Genomic DNA, 14,452 nt, shown 5'->3' with positions numbered 1-14,452 from the left:
AACGCAAAAGGCCGGGCACTCGCCCGGCCTTCGTGATCTTACATGTTCGGGTAGTTCGGCCCGTCACCCCCCTGCGGCACCGTCCAGTTGATGTTCTGGCTCGGGTCCTTGATATCGCAGGTTTTACAGTGGACGCAGTTCTGGAAGTTGATGACGAACTTGTCGTCGTCATTTTCGTCCTTCACAAATTCGTAGACCCCCGCCGGACAGTAACGGGCGGAGGGCCCACCGTACTTCGGCAGGTTGACCGAGACCGGAATCGACGGGTCCTTGAGCTTGAGATGCGCCGGCTGGCTTTCCTCGTGGTTGGTGGCCGAGAAGGACACGTTGGTCAAACGGTCGAAGGACAGCTTGCCATCGGGTTTCGGATACTCGATCGGTTTGAACTTGGACGCTTCGCCGGTGGCTTCGGCGTCGGTCTTGCCGTGACCCATCATGCCGAACAGTGAAAAGCCCAGAGTGTTGGTCCACATGTCGAACCCGCCAAGGGTGAGCGAGGCCGTAAGACCGTATTTCGACCACATCGGCTTCACGTTGCGCACCTTCTTGAGGTCCGCACCGATGGCGCCTTCGCGCACGTCGGTCTCGTAATCGGACAGCTCATCCGACGCGCGACCGTCCTTGATCGCCGCATAGGCCGCCTCTGCCGCTGCCTTGCCGGACAGCATCGCGTTGTGATTGCCCTTGATGCGCGGCACGTTGACCATGCCCACCGAACAGCCCAGTAGCGCCACACCCGGCGCCACCATCTTAGGCATCGACTGATACCCGCCTTCGCTGATCGCCCGCGCGCCGTAGGCCACGCGCTTACCGCCCTCGAGTAGCTCTTTCACCATCGGATGATGCTTGAAGCGCTGGAACTCCATGTAGGGGTAAAGGTGCGGGTTCTCGTAGTTCAGGTGCACCACGAAGCCGACATAGACCTGATTGTTGTCGAGGTGGTAAATGAACGATCCACCGCCCGCATTCGATCCAAGCGGCCAGCCCATCGTGTGCGTGACAGACCCTTCCTTGTGCTTGGCCGGGTCGATCTCCCAGATCTCTTTCATGCCAAGGCCGAATTTCTGCGGCTCCTTGCCTTTCGAGAGATCGAACTTCTCGATCACCTCTTTTGACAGGCTGCCGCGCACGCCTTCACCGAGGAAGACATACTTGCCGAGCAGTTCCATCCCCGGCTCGTATCCGGGGCCAGGGGTGCCATCCGGGTTCTTGCCGAATTCCCCGGCAACGACGCCTTTGACCTCGCCGTTTTCGCCGTAGACGATCTCGGAACACGCCATGCCCGGGAATACCTCTACGCCAAGTTCTTCGGCCTGCTCCGCCATCCAGCGGCACACATTGCCCATCGAGACGATGTAATTGCCATGGTTGTTCATCAGCGGCGGCATGGGCCAGTTGGGAATACGGATCTGGCCTGCCTCGCCCAGCATGTAGAAATTATCGTCCTTCACGGGGACGTTCAGCGGGGCGCCCTTTTCCTTCCAGTCCGGGATCAGCGCATCGAGACCTACCGGATCAAGCACCGCGCCCGAAAGGATATGCGCGCCCACCTCGGAGCCTTTTTCAAGCACCACAACGTTCAGATCCGCATCCAACTGCTTTAACCGGATCGCGGCTGACAAGCCGGCGGGGCCTGCTCCGACGATGACAACGTCGTACTCCATCGCTTCGCGCGTCTGTTCGCTCATGTCTGGCTCTTTCCTAGAAAAATCGCGTGTCGAAAACCTGACAGGGGACGTAACCCGCGCATGATAAGGGGTCAATCGCGACACCGCGTTACAACCGACGATTCGCCGTACCTGCCCCATTTTCGTGCGCCGACGGACGCCGACGACACGCAAGCCCCCTTGCGTTTCCCAAAAGGGTCGGGTCAGTCTTGTGCCAACGCAGATGACATGTTTAGACCGCGCCATAACATATGGCACGTGAGCGCAAGCTCAGACGACCAGAGGGGACCGTCCCATGGAAAAGATACCGATGACCCGCGCGGGCCATGCCGCGCTCGAAGCCGAATTGAAAACGCTCAAATCCGAAGAGCGTCCGGCGATCATTCAGGCCATCGCCGAAGCGCGCGAACTGGGCGACCTGAAGGAAAACGCCGAGTATCATTCGGCGCGCGAAAAACAGGGGTTCATCGAGGGCCGGATCAAGGAACTCGAAAGCGTGCTGGGGCTGGTCGATGTGATCGATCCCACCAAGCTGTCGGGTGCGGTGAAGTTCGGCGCGACGGTTACGCTTGTCGATGAAGACACGGACGAAGAAAAAACCTGGCAAATCGTCGGAGAGCATGAGGCCAATATCGAAAAAGGTCTTCTGAACATCAAATCCCCCATCGCACGCGCGCTGATCGGCAAGGAGGAAGGCGACAGCGTCGAAGTGCGCACGCCCGGCGGGGAGAAATCCTACGAAGTGCTGAAGATCGAATATATCTGATCGGTTGGGCCTTACGATGACAGAGCAAAAAGAGGTTCGCCCGAAACCGCCCGCCACCCTGATGCGCCCAGGTGAGCGTACCAATAGTCTAAGCGGCATCGAATTGACCGCCGCCGCGCTCAGCGTCGTGTGGCTTATCATCTCGACATTGTTTCTGGCCTTTTCGGACAGCGAGGGTGATGGCGGTCTGCGCTTTCTGCTCGTGATCCTGGTTGTGTTCTTTCCCGTCGGCATGATCTGGGTCGCCGCCGTGGCCGTGCGCGCCTCGCGCATCATCCGCGAAGAAAGCGGACGCCTGCAGACAGCGATCGACGCCATCCGCCATGCCTATATCACGCAGAACCAGGCCGGCGGGCGCGACCATCATCCACATCCGTCGATCGTGAAAAAGCTCGAAGAGATCGCCGACGCGCAGAAAAAGGCAGAGACCACGCTGGCGATGTTCACCTCGACCCGCGCGGCGCAAATCGCGGTCCAGGCGGCGGCGCCCGACCCTGACATTGGCGATCAACCGACGCTGGCTCTTGGCACCCCCGCGGAGGCGCTCCAACCGCCCCTGTCGACGTCGGATTTCATCCGCGCGCTGCATTTTCCGGAGACCGCGGACGATCAGGAAGGGTTTGCCGCGCTGCGCCGCGCGCTCAAGGACCGTCCGTCCGCCCAGCTGGTGCAAGCTGCGCAGGATGTCCTGACCCTGCTCAGTCAGGATGGCATCTACATGGACGATCTGCGTCCCGATATGGCGCGACCCGAGCTGTGGCGGCGATTTGCCAAAGGCGAACGCGGTCGCACGATTGCCGCCCTTGGTGGCGTGCGAGACAGGTCGTCTCTGGCACTTGCGGCGGGACGGATGAAACAGGACCCGATCTTCCGGGATGCCGCGCACCATTTTCTGCGGCTGTTCGACAAGGGATTTGCCCGGTTCGAGGAAACCGCGACCGATGCGGAAATCTCGGAATTGGCCGGCACCCGCACCGCACGCGCCTTCATGTTGTTGGGCCGGGTGACGGGCACGTTCGACTGAACGATATCTTAACGAAATTCCCAGAAATTACTGGAGAGGCACAGATTTTTCTTACGAAAAATCTTGGCGCCGATCAAAGGAACGCAGAGAACGGAATGTAACGGACCGGGTCACCCGGGCTGACATGGACCGCGCCGTCCGGCAATTCGACCAAGCCATCCGCCCAGCTCAGCCCGCTGATCCGGCCCGATCCTTCCGACTTGAACACCTCCACCGCACCGTCCCGCATGCGCGCGCGAAGGTATTCCCGCCGTCCCGGTTTCTTTTTCTTCTCGAACGCGGCGGGCACGCTAAAGCCTTGTGGATCCCGCCACTCTGCTCCGGCAAGCACACCCATCGCGGGGCGCGCAAAGATCAGCGTACAGACCAGCGCCGCCACCGGATTGCCCGGCAGGCCGAAGACCGGAGCATCGTTCCATAATCCAAGCGCCAGAGGCCGCCCCGGTTTCAGCGCAATCCGCCATTCCTGCATCGCGCCGGTTTCGCGCAACAGCGCCGAGATGTGATCTTCGTCACCCGCCGATGCGCCACCGGAGGTCAGGATCACGTCGGCCTGCGCTGCCGCCATATCCAAGGCGTCCCGCACGGCGGAGCGGTCATCCGGCGCGCATCCCATGTCCACAGCGTCAAACCCGAAGCTGGCGCAGAGGCTGAGAAGCATCGGGCGGTTGGCATCGAAGATCTGACCGTCACCGGCCGCCGTCCCCGGCTCCACAATCTCGTCCCCGGTCGAGAGCACCGCCACCCGCAATCGCTTGCGCACGTCGAGCGCGCCATGCCCCACCGCCGCCGCCAAAGCCAGGTCCGCCGGGGTAAGACAGCGCCCGGCACGCAGCGCATTATCGCCTGCAACCACGTCCTCCCCCGCCTTGCGCGTGTTCGCGCCGCGCTTGAGCGGACCGCGAAACGCGACCTGACCGTCGCCGATGCGCACGTCTTCATCCAGAACCACCGTATCGACGCCGTCGGGCAAATCCGCACCCGTCAGAACCCGGATCGCATGGCCGCGCGGAACCGACCCCGCAAACGGCGCACCCGCCGCAGCGCGTCCATTGACCAAAGGCATGGTCTGAGGGCCCTCACCGATCGCGTCGCCGGCAAACCCGTACCCATCAACAGCCGTGTTGGGATGCGGCGGGTTGGACCGTTTTGCCACCAGATCGCGGGCCAGAACCCGCCCCTGCGCCTGCATGAGCGGCACCGTTTCGGTCCCGACGACCGGCGTCATCCGGTCCCGCAATAGCGCCAGCGCATCATCCACCGGCGTCCAGTCCACGCCGGCGGGCAAGGCAAAGCAATCGTTACGAAGCGGCGGCGGTTCAAACGGCATGGGCGCGCAACACCTCCTCGTCTCCATTCCCGACGCCGAGGATCCAACCCTCTTCGGGCGCATCGACGCACAACATCCGGCCAACGGTCTCTTCCGGCAACGCCGACACGACGCGCGCGACCTCCTGCACTTGCCACGCATCCTTGACCATGTCACCCGGCGGCGGGCCCACGAAAAGGGACGGCCAGATTTCAACGAGAGCAAGTGATGTGTCCAAGGCCTCGAACGGCCAGACGCGCGCCTGTGACGCAAATCGTCGGCGCAGGCGGGACAGGACCGGCAGACCCATCATCACCTGAGACCCGACAGACCCGGCCCCGGCCAGTTGCCAGACAGAAAACGCCCCCTTCGCCCGGCGTTCGACCCGTCGCTTTTCGGACAGTCCATTGGGTCGCGTAAGGTGTTTCTTGCGCGGCAGGTGCGCGATGTCGCGCTTGAGCGCATTTCCCCAGAACGGCCCCTCGGCCGGATAAAGCGCGTTGATCTCTCCGGCTACGTCAAAGCGGTTGTTGGCTTTGGGACTGTCTTCAATCCGCGCCTCGAACCAGCTCCAGAGGATCAGCGGATTGGCGGTTCCGACCAACGCACCGGCAAAGCCTTCCGGGTAGCCAAACGGAAAGTCGAACCCCGCGATGACCCGACGCCCGGCGGTCAGTTCACGGTCGATCACGTCGGTGATCCACGCCTCGGCCTCTTGCCGATTGCGCAGGTAGACTGGCGCATCTGTGACACCAGCGCGGGCAAGGCAGGCCCAGATAGCATCGGCCTTCGGCACCGCACCGCGATCGTTGCCACCGGACCAATCGACCATGAGCGCCGTATCGAACCGGGTCACAGCCCCACCTCGGCAAGGATGAAATCGGCGATGGCAACCGTGTCGTTAAGGTCGAAAACCGGGCGGTCCAGATCGAGCGGCGTGTCGCTCGCCACGGCACGGATTGTCGGGTCCCCCGGTGCGATCAGTTCGTTTCCGGTTTCGCCGCGAAACGCTTCGATCTTCGGATGTCGGTCGCGCTTGTAGCCTTCGACCAGAACCAGATCGACGGGCATCAGCTTCGACAGAAGCGCGTCCAGTGTCGGTTCCTCTTCCGCGCGCAACTCATGCATCAGGGCAAACCGATTGCGCGAGGCAAGCAGCACCTCGGTCGCACCAGCCACACGGTGGCGGTGGCTGTCCTTGCCGGGATGGTCCACGTCAAAGGTGTGGTGGGCATGTTTCACGGTCGACACTGTCAGACCGCGGCCCGTGATGTCGGTCACCAGCCGCTCCATCAGCCCGGTTTTCCCGGCGTTCTTCCACCCCGTCACACCATAGAGCTTCATGCCAGCGCCTCTGCCGTTTCAAGGTCCTCGGGGGTGTTGACGTTGAAGAACGGATCGCCACCCTCGGTCGGAAACACCGCTTCGCGCCCGCCATGTTTCTCTGTCCAGATCACCACCTTCTTGATCCCATCCTGCAGGGCGGTGCGCAGATCTTCGCGCAGAGCAACGGGCCACAGGCCGAAGGTCGGATGCCGGATCAGACCGGACTTGCTCATGGATTTGGTCTTTTCCTCCCCTCGGGGCGTGGCGGCAAGGACCAAGGGATGCGCCATGCCACGCGCCGTATCTTCCAAACGCGCCACCAGGGTGTCCGGAAAGAACGGTGTGTCGCCCGCGACGGTCACGATCCGGTCCGCCCCCTGCTCTGCCGCCCAGTCGAGCCCGGCGAGTACACCTGCAAGTGGTCCGGGAAAGCCTGAAATGCTGTCGGGCAGCACCGGCAGGCCAAAGGCCTCGAACCGCGCGGGGTCTCCATTGGCATTCAGGGCCATCCCCGCCACCTGCGGCGCAAGCCGGTCGATCACCCTCTGCAACAGCGTCTTGCCACCGACGGTCCGCAACGCCTTGTCCCCGCCGCCCATGCGGGTGGCCAGCCCGCCGGCCAGAATGACACCCACCGGTTTCGTCATTCCACGCTCTTTCGACGGTGTTTTTTGCTTTCCTCGGGCACCGCGTCCGGATCCATGTCGCGGACCAGCCGCTCTTCCCCGGACAGGCAGACAAACCGCTTGCCGCGCATGCGCCCGATGCAGGTGAGCCCAACCTGACGCGCGATCTCAACGCCCCAGGCTGTAAAGCCCGATCGGGAGGCAAGCACCGGGATACCCATCAGCGCGGTCTTGATCACCATCTCCGACGTCAGCCGTCCGGTTGTATAGAGGATCTTGTCGCCAGCACTGACGCCTTCCTGAAACATCCATCCGGCAATCTTGTCCACAGCATTGTGGCGGCCCACGTCCTCCATGTAGACCAGCGGGCGGTCTTGGTGACACAGAACCGTGCCGTGAATGGCCCCTGCCTCAAGATACAAAGACGGGGTCGTGTTTATCCTGTGCGCCAGTGCATAGAGCCACGAGGTGCGCAGTTCGGTTTGCGGCAGAACGACCTTGTCCAACCCCTCCATCATGTCGCCGAAGACCGTACCCACCGCGCAACCGCTGGTGCGGGTCTTCTTCTTGACCTTCTCCTCGTAGGTCGTCTTGCGCTCGGTCCGGACCACGACGACCTCGAGATCCTCGTCATAGTCGACGCGGGTCACGACATCGTCGTCGCGCAGCATGCCCTGATTGCGCAGAAATCCGACTGCAAGGTATTCGGGATAGTCCCCGATGGTCATCGCCGTCACGATCTCCTGCGCATTCAGAAAGATGGTGAGCGGCCGTTCCTCGACCACGCTGATCTCGGTCTCGGCGCCGGTGTGGTCGGTGCCCACGACACGCCGCGTCAGCCGGGGCGCGGCCGGGTCCGGCGCAATCACGTAATCCTTGGCAAGGTCATCCGGCACAGATTGCAACTCTCCCATCCAGCAGCTACGTCGCGGCGAGCGCGTGAAACAGGAGACAGTGATGGCGGGGGACGGCGTAATGTCAAGCTACTGGCGCGGCGTCCGGGACGGTCTGCCCTTCCTGTTCGTTGTCGGTCCGTTCGGTATGCTGTTTGGCGTGCTCGCGACAGAGGCGGGGTTGTCGGTCTATGAGACGCTGGCGTTCTCGGTTGTCGTGATAGCGGGGGCGGCACAATTCACCGCGCTGCAGCTGCTGACCGAAAACGCACCGACCCTCGTGGTGATCGCGTCTGCCCTTGCTGTGAACATGCGGATGGCCATGTATTCGGCCGCCATCACCCCGCATCTTGGCCCTCTGCCGATCTGGAAACGGGGGATCGCGGCGTATTTCCTTGTCGATCAGACATATGCCGCATCCGTGCTCGAATTCGAAAAACACCCTGACCAGACACCCGCGCAGAAGTTCGCGTTCTTCCTTGGTGTGATGACCCCGATCTGTCCGCCCTGGTACGTGGTCACGCTGCTGGGCGCGATGTTGGGCACCAGCATTCCGCCTGACCTCGGGCTCGACTTCGCCCTGCCAATTGCCTTTCTGGCGATGATCGGCCCACTTCTGCGCACGCCCGCCCATCGCATTGCGGCGCTGGTATCGGTTGTGCTGGCGCTGTCCTTTGCGTGGGTGCCTTACAATCTTGGCCTGATCATCGCGGGGCTGGGCGGCATGATCGCCGGGGCGCAGGCCGAGCAGCGGCTGGGAATCACGCCATGACCGGCACGGCAGAGCTTTGGATTGTGATCGTCGCACTGGGTCTGGGCAGTTTTGCCCTGCGCTTCGCCTTTCTGGGTTTGGTGGGTGACCGGACGCTGCCGGACTGGCTCTTGCGGCACCTGCGCTACACCGCGGTCGCGATCCTGCCCGCGCTGGTCGCGCCTCTGGTCATCTGGCCAACCGCAACCGGTGGCACACCTGACCCGGCGCGTTTGACGGCGGCGGTGGCGACCTTTGCGGTGGGGTATCTGACAAAGAACGTCTTTGCCGCGATGGGTGTCGGCGCGCTTGTTCTGGTGACGTTGGGCTGGCTGCTCTGAAGGCTTATTGCGGGTTCGCCTGACGCCGGAATTGCGCAATGGCGACGGCCTTGTCGTCGTCGTCATTCTCGAACAGCTTGCGCGTCTGAACCCCGGGGACTTGCGCAAAATCCTCCATCAGACGTCTGGGGAACCAGGTGGAGCCGACGCTGCGGAAACCCGGCAATTGGCGCAGAATGGCGGCCGTGCTGACAGCACATTGCGCCGACGCCACCGGGCCGTTCGACATCGCCAGTTGAAGCGCCTGTTCGGCGACCGCGGGCGGCACCTGCACTTCCTGGATCACGACGTGGAAGGTCTCGCGCGCATGGGCGCGTTCATAGAAATCGGCCACGGCAGGCGTGATGCCGTACAGGACATCGCCTCTCTCTGGCACTTCACTCAGTCGAACCGTGCCGGCGGGATCAAAGATCACGCGCTGCGACCCGTTGATCATCAGGCTCGTATGCGCCCCCGCGCCCGAGCGGTTGTTAATCATCGTGTACAGCGTTAGCGTGGACGGCCCGTCGTGGCGGTACGATGCGCTGCTGATCACCTCAAGCGACGCGTCGGGACGGGTGTCCGTCGCAGCGGCGCAGCCCACCAGCGCCAGCATGGCGCAAGCGGCGAGGATGTGCCGACGGACCCGAACCATCATTTGCGCAATGCCCCAGATCAGGAGTTGAAGATCGCGAGGAAGATCAGAACCGCGATGGAAAAGACAACAACGCGAACGCTCCAGCGCACGAAGCCTTCAAAGGTCTTTTCCTGCGCCTTGATATCCATCGTGCCGTGCTTGTGTTCAGCCATGTGTGACATCCCTTGGTGATGTTTGCTCAATCGCTATCCGATTTGCCTGACGCTGTCAGCAATGCCAAGCGCGCAGTGTGTCGCGGTCTAGTCGGCCTGTTCCAGTTCCGCCGCAAGCTCGAACCCGATCCGACGCGGTTCCACGTCCTCGCGCGGCACCGGCAAGGCGCGCAACGCGACATTGAGCTGCGACACATGCTGAATCAGCTGCATGCGTCCGCCCATTTCGTCAGTGCCGTAGAAGGTGACGATATCGGGGTCGAAAAAACCCAAACCCTCGATTCGAAGTACGCCGGTTTCGTTCCCGGCAAACCCCATCGCCACCTCATGTTCGTTGTCGAGCTGTTCCTCGAAGTTCTGGATGTAAAGGATCAGCCGCTCATAAGCCCATTCCGCGGCGCTCTTCTGCTTGATCGGGCGCCGCGTTACCGACTCGGGTAACTGTCTCTCACCGTTCTCGCCGCAGCCTTTGGCGTGGGCCTCCACCTGACGGGGAAGAACCTCGTTCTCGGCCGCTTCGGCGGTGGTCTGTATCGAGTCGTTCATCGCGTAATCCTGCCCCCTCTGGCGTGGTCATACCATGCCTTTTCCCAGAGGGGGAGGTCACGCGCGCAATGTCACCGCGCGCTCACTCGGCCATATCCGCGAAGAAGACCGGTCGAATGACCCGCAGTGTGATCGCGCCGATTCCGGCCAGCACCAGCGCCAGAACAAAGAGCCAGCCAAAGAACGGCACCAGCCCGATGATCCCGGCCGACAACGCACCGACACCTGCCGCCAAAGCGCGGTCACCAATGACCTCGGGTTCCGGTTTGCCAAAGGCGGTCAGAAGGCCGACGCCAAAGGCATAGGCGGCAACGACATAGCCGCAGAACCCGCCGACCACCGCCAACAAAAGCATCGCAGGGGTGAAGAGCAGCCCAACGATCGTCAACGCAAACACAACGCCCGCGCCGATCACCGCCGACTGTGTCAGGAACCCGAGCCACAGCGTGTGGAACGGCCGATCCAGGATCAACCGCCGCATGTCAGCAAGGCGATCCGGCACGAGCGCCGCGATGAGCGCGGCCAGACCGGCGACGACGATCACACCAAGGACAAAGCTCGCCACCGCCCGGCGCAGGCTTGGCGGTTGGGGGCCTTCCCATTCCTCGATTTCGAGTCGTTCAATCCGGTCGCTTGGTACGAGGTCGCCGGGCACCTCAAGCTCGCCCGGGTCCTCTTCGTAAAGGATCAGTCGCCCCCCGATCGTGGCCGCGCTGCCCCAGTCCACATCGTCCGCCGCAAGTCGCAGATCACCGGCAATGCGGCCGTCGATGCGCACATCTTCCCCAGCGATCATGGCATATCCGCCGACATCGCCGGTCAGATGCAGCTCCGATCCGGCAATCCGCAGATCACCACCGACCGAGCCCACGGTCAAGGCACGCCCGATCACGGTCACGTCCCCCGAGACGTCGCCGGTGATCTCGATCTCTTCACCAGCGGCATAAACGTCGCCACCGACCGCCCCGTCATAGGACACCGCGCGTCCGGCAAGATGGGCCGAGCCGGTGATATCCGCCGACCCAGACACGGTTTCCCCCGCCATGAACAAGTCATCGGTATCGTTGGCGCTGTGCACCACGGACCGCCCGCCGATAAATGTATCGTCGCCCATTCGAAGAGAGGCCGACTCGTCGTCTGCCAAAACCGGGAAGGCGAGCACCCCGGCAACCAAGATAGAAAGAAATCGTAACATCATCCGCCTCCAGCACACCAAATCAGAAGATTAGCAAGTTGGTGGGATCATGCTTTGCGCCACATCAAGCGATCGCGAAGTTTCGCCGGATCGGTAGAGCGTTCGTGGAATTCTGTTGATGAATGGTTAAAGGGTCCGGACCGGACCCAATGTTTCGCGCGCGAAACATTGGGGTGCACTCGCTGACCTATTCGCCGGCCGTTTTGGCCAATTCGGGAACGGGGCTTGGCTCATCTTTGGCCAATTCCTCGAAATCGAAATTGTCGAGCCGCCGCGCCCGGCGACCCGCCTTGTCGGCGCTGATCTTGATATCGGCGATATCCTTTGCCGCCTGCCCGAAATGCCGGTCGAGGTTTTCGACGCGGCTCCCCAACCTGTCTACATCCGCATAGAGCAGGTGCAATTCCTTGCGGATCGCGCCCGCCTGTTCGCGCATCCGCGCATCCTTGAGGATCGCCCGCATCGTGTTGAGCGTCGCCATGCAGGTGGTCGGCGAGACGATCCAGACCCGGGCGTTGAAGCCTTCGCGCACGACTTCGGGGAAGTTGGCGTGCAGTTCCGCGTAAACCGCCTCGGACGGCAGGAACAGGAGCGCGCCATCGGCCGTCTCGCCCTCGATGATGTATTTCTCGGAAATGTCCTTGATGTGCTTCCGCAGCGAAAGCCGAAGCTGCTGCGCAGCGCGGTTTAATTGGTCTTGCGAGTCACCTTTGCGCAGCTGTTCGTAGGCTTCCAGCGGGAACTTGCTGTCGATGGCGATGGGACCCGGCGGGTTCGGCAGATGGATCAGGCAATCCGCACGCTTGCCGTTCGACAGGGTCGCTTGCAGCGTAAAGCTGTCCGACGGCAGCGCTTTGGTCACGATATCGGTCAGCTGGATTTCCCCGAACGCCCCGCGCGTTTGCTTGTTGGACAGGATGTCCTGCAGGGACAACACGTCGCCCGACAGCTTGGTAATATTCTCCTGTGCCTTGTCGATGCTTTGCAGCCGTTGCTGCAATTCACCCAGGGACTGCGCCGTGCGGCGGGCCGAACCGTGCAGGTTCTCGTTCATCTGCTCCTGCACCTGCGCCAGCCGCCGCTCCATCAGTTGCAGCATCGCGGTCTGGCTTTGCGCGGTCGCTTCGCTGACATGCGAAAGACCGCCGGACAGACGTTCCTGCCCGTCGCTCAGGGATTGCACACGCTGACCGACCTGCGCGAGCTGGTAGACCAGCGGTTCGCTAAGTTTCGCCGCGCGCCGCGCCGAGAGGAGCGACATGACCAGCAAGAGAAACACCAAGGTGCCCAGCCCGAGGGCGAGAAGCACCACGGGGTCGTTCAGATCGAGAGTGAGGTCACCGATCTGGATCATGTGCGCCCGAACAGCTTTTCGATGTCGCTGAGTTTCAGTTCGACATAGGTGGGGCGGCCGTGGTTGCACTGGCCGGAATAGGGTGTCGATTCCATCTCGCGCAGAAGGGCGTTCATCTCTTCCGCGCGCATCTGGCGACCCGACCGAATGGAGCCGTGGCAAGCCACGCGGCTGAGGATCGCCTCGATCCGGTCCTGCACTGCGCTGGTTTCTCCCTGATCGTCGAGTTCATCGAGGATGTCGCGCAGAAGCGCTTCGGCGTTGACTTCGCCGAGGATGGCCGGGGTTTCCCGAACCACCACCGCGCCATTGCCGAACGGTTCCACGGTGAGGCCCATGCGCGAAAGATCACCCGCTATGGCCAGCACGCGCGAGGAGTCGCTCTCGCTCAGGTCCACCACGTCGGGGATCAGAAGCGCCTGTGCTGCAACGCCGTTTTGCGCCATTTGGGTTTTCAGCTTTTCGTAGACCAGCCGTTCATGTGCCGCGTGCTGATCAACGATGACGATGCCGTCTTCGGTCTGGGCGATGATATAATTCTCGTGCACCTGTCCGCGTGCGGCTCCGAGCGGAAGCGATTCAATGGGCGTCTCATCACTCTCGGGCGAGACCTCCTCGACGACGCGGCCCGAGAAGCTCTCCTGCATCTCGGCAAAGCCCGGGGCTTGCGCCTGGTAGGCCGTCTGTTTCGCCGCGAAACTCGGGCGGTCCATCTGGTAGATGCGCGGGGTGTGCGGCTGTTCCGGGCGCATCGCGCCGAGCGTGGCACCTGCGATGGTCGAGGAGGACCGATGCCCCGCTTCGGCCAGCGCATGGCGCAGGGCCGAGACGATCAGCCCGCGCACGAGGCCCGGTTCGCGGAAGCGCACTTCGGATTTCGCGGGGTGGACGTTGACGTCGACCTTGTGCGGATCGCAATCGATGAAGAGCGCAACGGCGGGATGCCGGTCGCGGCTGAGAAAGTCAGCATACGCCCCGCGGAGTGCGCCGATCAGCAGCTTGTCCCGAACGGGTCGACCGTTGACGAACAGATACTGGGCCACCGCCGCGCCACGCGAGTAGGTCGGCAAACCGGCGAGCCCGGTGAGATGAATGCCTTCGCGGTCGGCATCGATGGGGACAGCGTTGTCGATAAACTCGCGGCCCATGACCTGCCCAAGTCTGCCGCGCAAGGCGTCGAACAGATCACCCGTCACCGCATCGGCACGGAAGGTCACACGACCTTCGCCACCACCAGACACGTCGCGCAGGGTTAAGCTGATCGACGGCTCAGCCATCGCAAGGCGTTTGACGACGTCAGAGATCGCCTGCATTTCAGCGCGGTCCGAGCGCAGGAACTTCAGCCGCGCCGGGGTGGCGAAGAAAAGGTCGCGCAGCGTGACGACGGTGCCTTTGGACAGGGCGGCGGGTTTCACCGATCCGGTCTTGCCGCCGGTGACGCTCAATTCCGCAGCGTCCGTCCGATCCGTACGGCTCGTCAGGGTCAATCGTCCAACTGCGCCAAGCGAGGCCAGTGCCTCGCCGCGAAACCCGAAGCTGTGGATGTTGAGAAGGTCCGATCCGTCGATCTTGGAGGTCGCGTGGCGCGCAACTGCGAGTGGCAGTTCCTCGGACGGGATACCGCAGCCATCGTCGGTGATGCGGATGACGGTCTTACCACCATCGGCGACCGCGATCTCGATGCGGGTGGCACCCGCGTCGATGGCGTTCTCGACCAGCTCCTTCACCGCCGACGCCGGGCGTTCAACCACCTCTCCCGCCGCGATGCGGTTGATGGCGCTTTCCTCAAGCGGTTGAATTGAGGCGCGGATATTGGGGGCGAGGCTGTTCATCGCACCACATCTAGCATGCGTGCTGCGATTCTT

At 62.7% G+C, this 14,452-nt stretch carries 16 protein-coding genes; 4 read left to right on the top strand and 12 right to left on the bottom strand.

Annotated elements, in window-relative coordinates:
* Positions 1-38: 38 nt before the first annotated feature.
* Entirely contained in the window at positions 39-1,688 is a 1,650-nt protein-coding gene (locus tag BUA42_RS12725; protein WP_072778317.1) for an electron transfer flavoprotein-ubiquinone oxidoreductase, read from the bottom strand.
* A 274-nt stretch (positions 1,689-1,962) separates the two neighbouring features.
* On the opposite strand from BUA42_RS12725, the gene greA reads away from it, so the two are divergent.
* Both greA and BUA42_RS12715 read left to right on the top strand, forming a co-directional pair.
* Complete coding sequence (greA, locus tag BUA42_RS12720) at positions 1,963-2,433, top strand: transcription elongation factor GreA (RefSeq protein WP_072778316.1); 471 nt, start codon at positions 1,963-1,965, stop codon at positions 2,431-2,433.
* A 16-nt stretch (positions 2,434-2,449) separates the two neighbouring features.
* Positions 2,450-3,457, top strand: a complete 1,008-nt coding sequence (locus BUA42_RS12715) for a hypothetical protein (RefSeq protein ID WP_072778314.1) — start codon at positions 2,450-2,452, stop codon at positions 3,455-3,457.
* 73 nt (positions 3,458-3,530) lie between these two features.
* Here the strand turns inward: BUA42_RS12715 and BUA42_RS12710 are convergent, their stop codons facing one another.
* Genes BUA42_RS12710 through BUA42_RS12690 form a run of 5 tightly spaced genes read right to left on the bottom strand, consistent with a single transcriptional unit; the run spans position 3,531 to position 7,632 of the window.
* On the bottom strand, positions 3,531-4,787 hold the full coding sequence (locus tag BUA42_RS12710; RefSeq protein ID WP_072778313.1) for a molybdopterin-binding protein: 1,257 nt from the start codon (positions 4,785-4,787) through the stop codon (positions 3,531-3,533).
* A complete protein-coding gene (locus BUA42_RS12705) occupies positions 4,777-5,622 on the bottom strand; it encodes a molybdopterin guanine dinucleotide synthesis (RefSeq protein ID WP_245819004.1) in 846 nt (281 codons plus the stop codon). The genes BUA42_RS12710 and BUA42_RS12705 overlap by 11 nt, the downstream gene beginning before the upstream one ends.
* Positions 5,619-6,110 carry a molybdopterin-guanine dinucleotide biosynthesis protein B gene (gene mobB, locus BUA42_RS12700; RefSeq protein ID WP_072778312.1) on the bottom strand — a complete coding sequence of 164 codons (492 nt, stop codon included), beginning with the start codon at positions 6,108-6,110 and terminating at the stop codon, positions 5,619-5,621. The genes BUA42_RS12705 and mobB overlap by 4 nt, the downstream gene beginning before the upstream one ends.
* The gene (gene mobA / locus BUA42_RS12695; protein ID WP_072778310.1) at positions 6,107-6,739 is read right to left on the bottom strand and encodes a molybdenum cofactor guanylyltransferase MobA; all 633 of its coding nucleotides are present in this window, start codon (positions 6,737-6,739) and stop codon (positions 6,107-6,109) included. Before mobA ends, mobB begins: the two co-directional genes overlap by 4 nt.
* The gene (locus tag BUA42_RS12690) at positions 6,736-7,632 is read right to left on the bottom strand and encodes a formate dehydrogenase accessory sulfurtransferase FdhD (protein WP_072778309.1); all 897 of its coding nucleotides are present in this window, start codon (positions 7,630-7,632) and stop codon (positions 6,736-6,738) included. Before BUA42_RS12690 ends, mobA begins: the two co-directional genes overlap by 4 nt.
* Positions 7,633-7,675: 43 nt before the next feature.
* On the opposite strand from BUA42_RS12690, the gene BUA42_RS12685 reads away from it, so the two are divergent.
* Together BUA42_RS12685 and BUA42_RS12680 are read left to right on the top strand one after the other, a co-directional pair.
* A complete protein-coding gene (locus BUA42_RS12685) occupies positions 7,676-8,383 on the top strand; it encodes an AzlC family ABC transporter permease (RefSeq protein WP_072778308.1) in 708 nt (235 codons plus the stop codon).
* Positions 8,380-8,703, top strand: a complete 324-nt coding sequence (locus tag BUA42_RS12680; RefSeq protein ID WP_072778306.1) for an AzlD domain-containing protein — start codon at positions 8,380-8,382, stop codon at positions 8,701-8,703. Before BUA42_RS12685 ends, BUA42_RS12680 begins: the two co-directional genes overlap by 4 nt.
* Before the next feature lie 4 nt (positions 8,704-8,707).
* On the opposite strand, the gene BUA42_RS12675 is transcribed toward BUA42_RS12680, so the two are convergent.
* From BUA42_RS12675 to mutL, 6 genes are all read right to left on the bottom strand, one after another.
* The gene (locus tag BUA42_RS12675) at positions 8,708-9,298 is read right to left on the bottom strand and encodes a hypothetical protein (RefSeq protein WP_072778304.1); all 591 of its coding nucleotides are present in this window, start codon (positions 9,296-9,298) and stop codon (positions 8,708-8,710) included.
* A 59-nt stretch (positions 9,299-9,357) separates the two neighbouring features.
* Positions 9,358-9,492 (bottom strand): aa3-type cytochrome c oxidase subunit IV, encoded by a 135-nt coding sequence (locus BUA42_RS12670; RefSeq protein ID WP_072778303.1) that lies wholly within the window; start codon positions 9,490-9,492, stop codon positions 9,358-9,360.
* 87 nt (positions 9,493-9,579) lie between these two features.
* Positions 9,580-10,038, bottom strand: a complete 459-nt coding sequence (locus BUA42_RS12665) for a DUF6173 family protein (RefSeq protein ID WP_072778301.1) — start codon at positions 10,036-10,038, stop codon at positions 9,580-9,582.
* Between the two features lie 82 nt (positions 10,039-10,120).
* The gene (locus tag BUA42_RS12660) at positions 10,121-11,233 is read right to left on the bottom strand and encodes a DUF8173 domain-containing protein (protein WP_084066210.1); all 1,113 of its coding nucleotides are present in this window, start codon (positions 11,231-11,233) and stop codon (positions 10,121-10,123) included.
* A 187-nt stretch (positions 11,234-11,420) separates the two neighbouring features.
* Positions 11,421-12,587 (bottom strand): DNA recombination protein RmuC, encoded by a 1,167-nt coding sequence (locus BUA42_RS12655; protein WP_072778299.1) that lies wholly within the window; start codon positions 12,585-12,587, stop codon positions 11,421-11,423.
* Positions 12,584-14,419, bottom strand: coding sequence for a DNA mismatch repair endonuclease MutL (mutL, locus tag BUA42_RS12650; protein ID WP_072778297.1), 1,836 nt, complete (start codon positions 14,417-14,419; stop codon positions 12,584-12,586). The genes BUA42_RS12655 and mutL overlap by 4 nt, the downstream gene beginning before the upstream one ends.
* Positions 14,420-14,452 lie beyond the last annotated feature (33 nt).

The organism is Marivita hallyeonensis, from assembly GCF_900129875.1.
Taxonomy (GTDB): Bacteria; Pseudomonadota; Alphaproteobacteria; order Rhodobacterales; family Rhodobacteraceae; genus Marivita; species Marivita hallyeonensis.
This window is presented reverse-complemented; position numbering and strand designations above follow the sequence as displayed.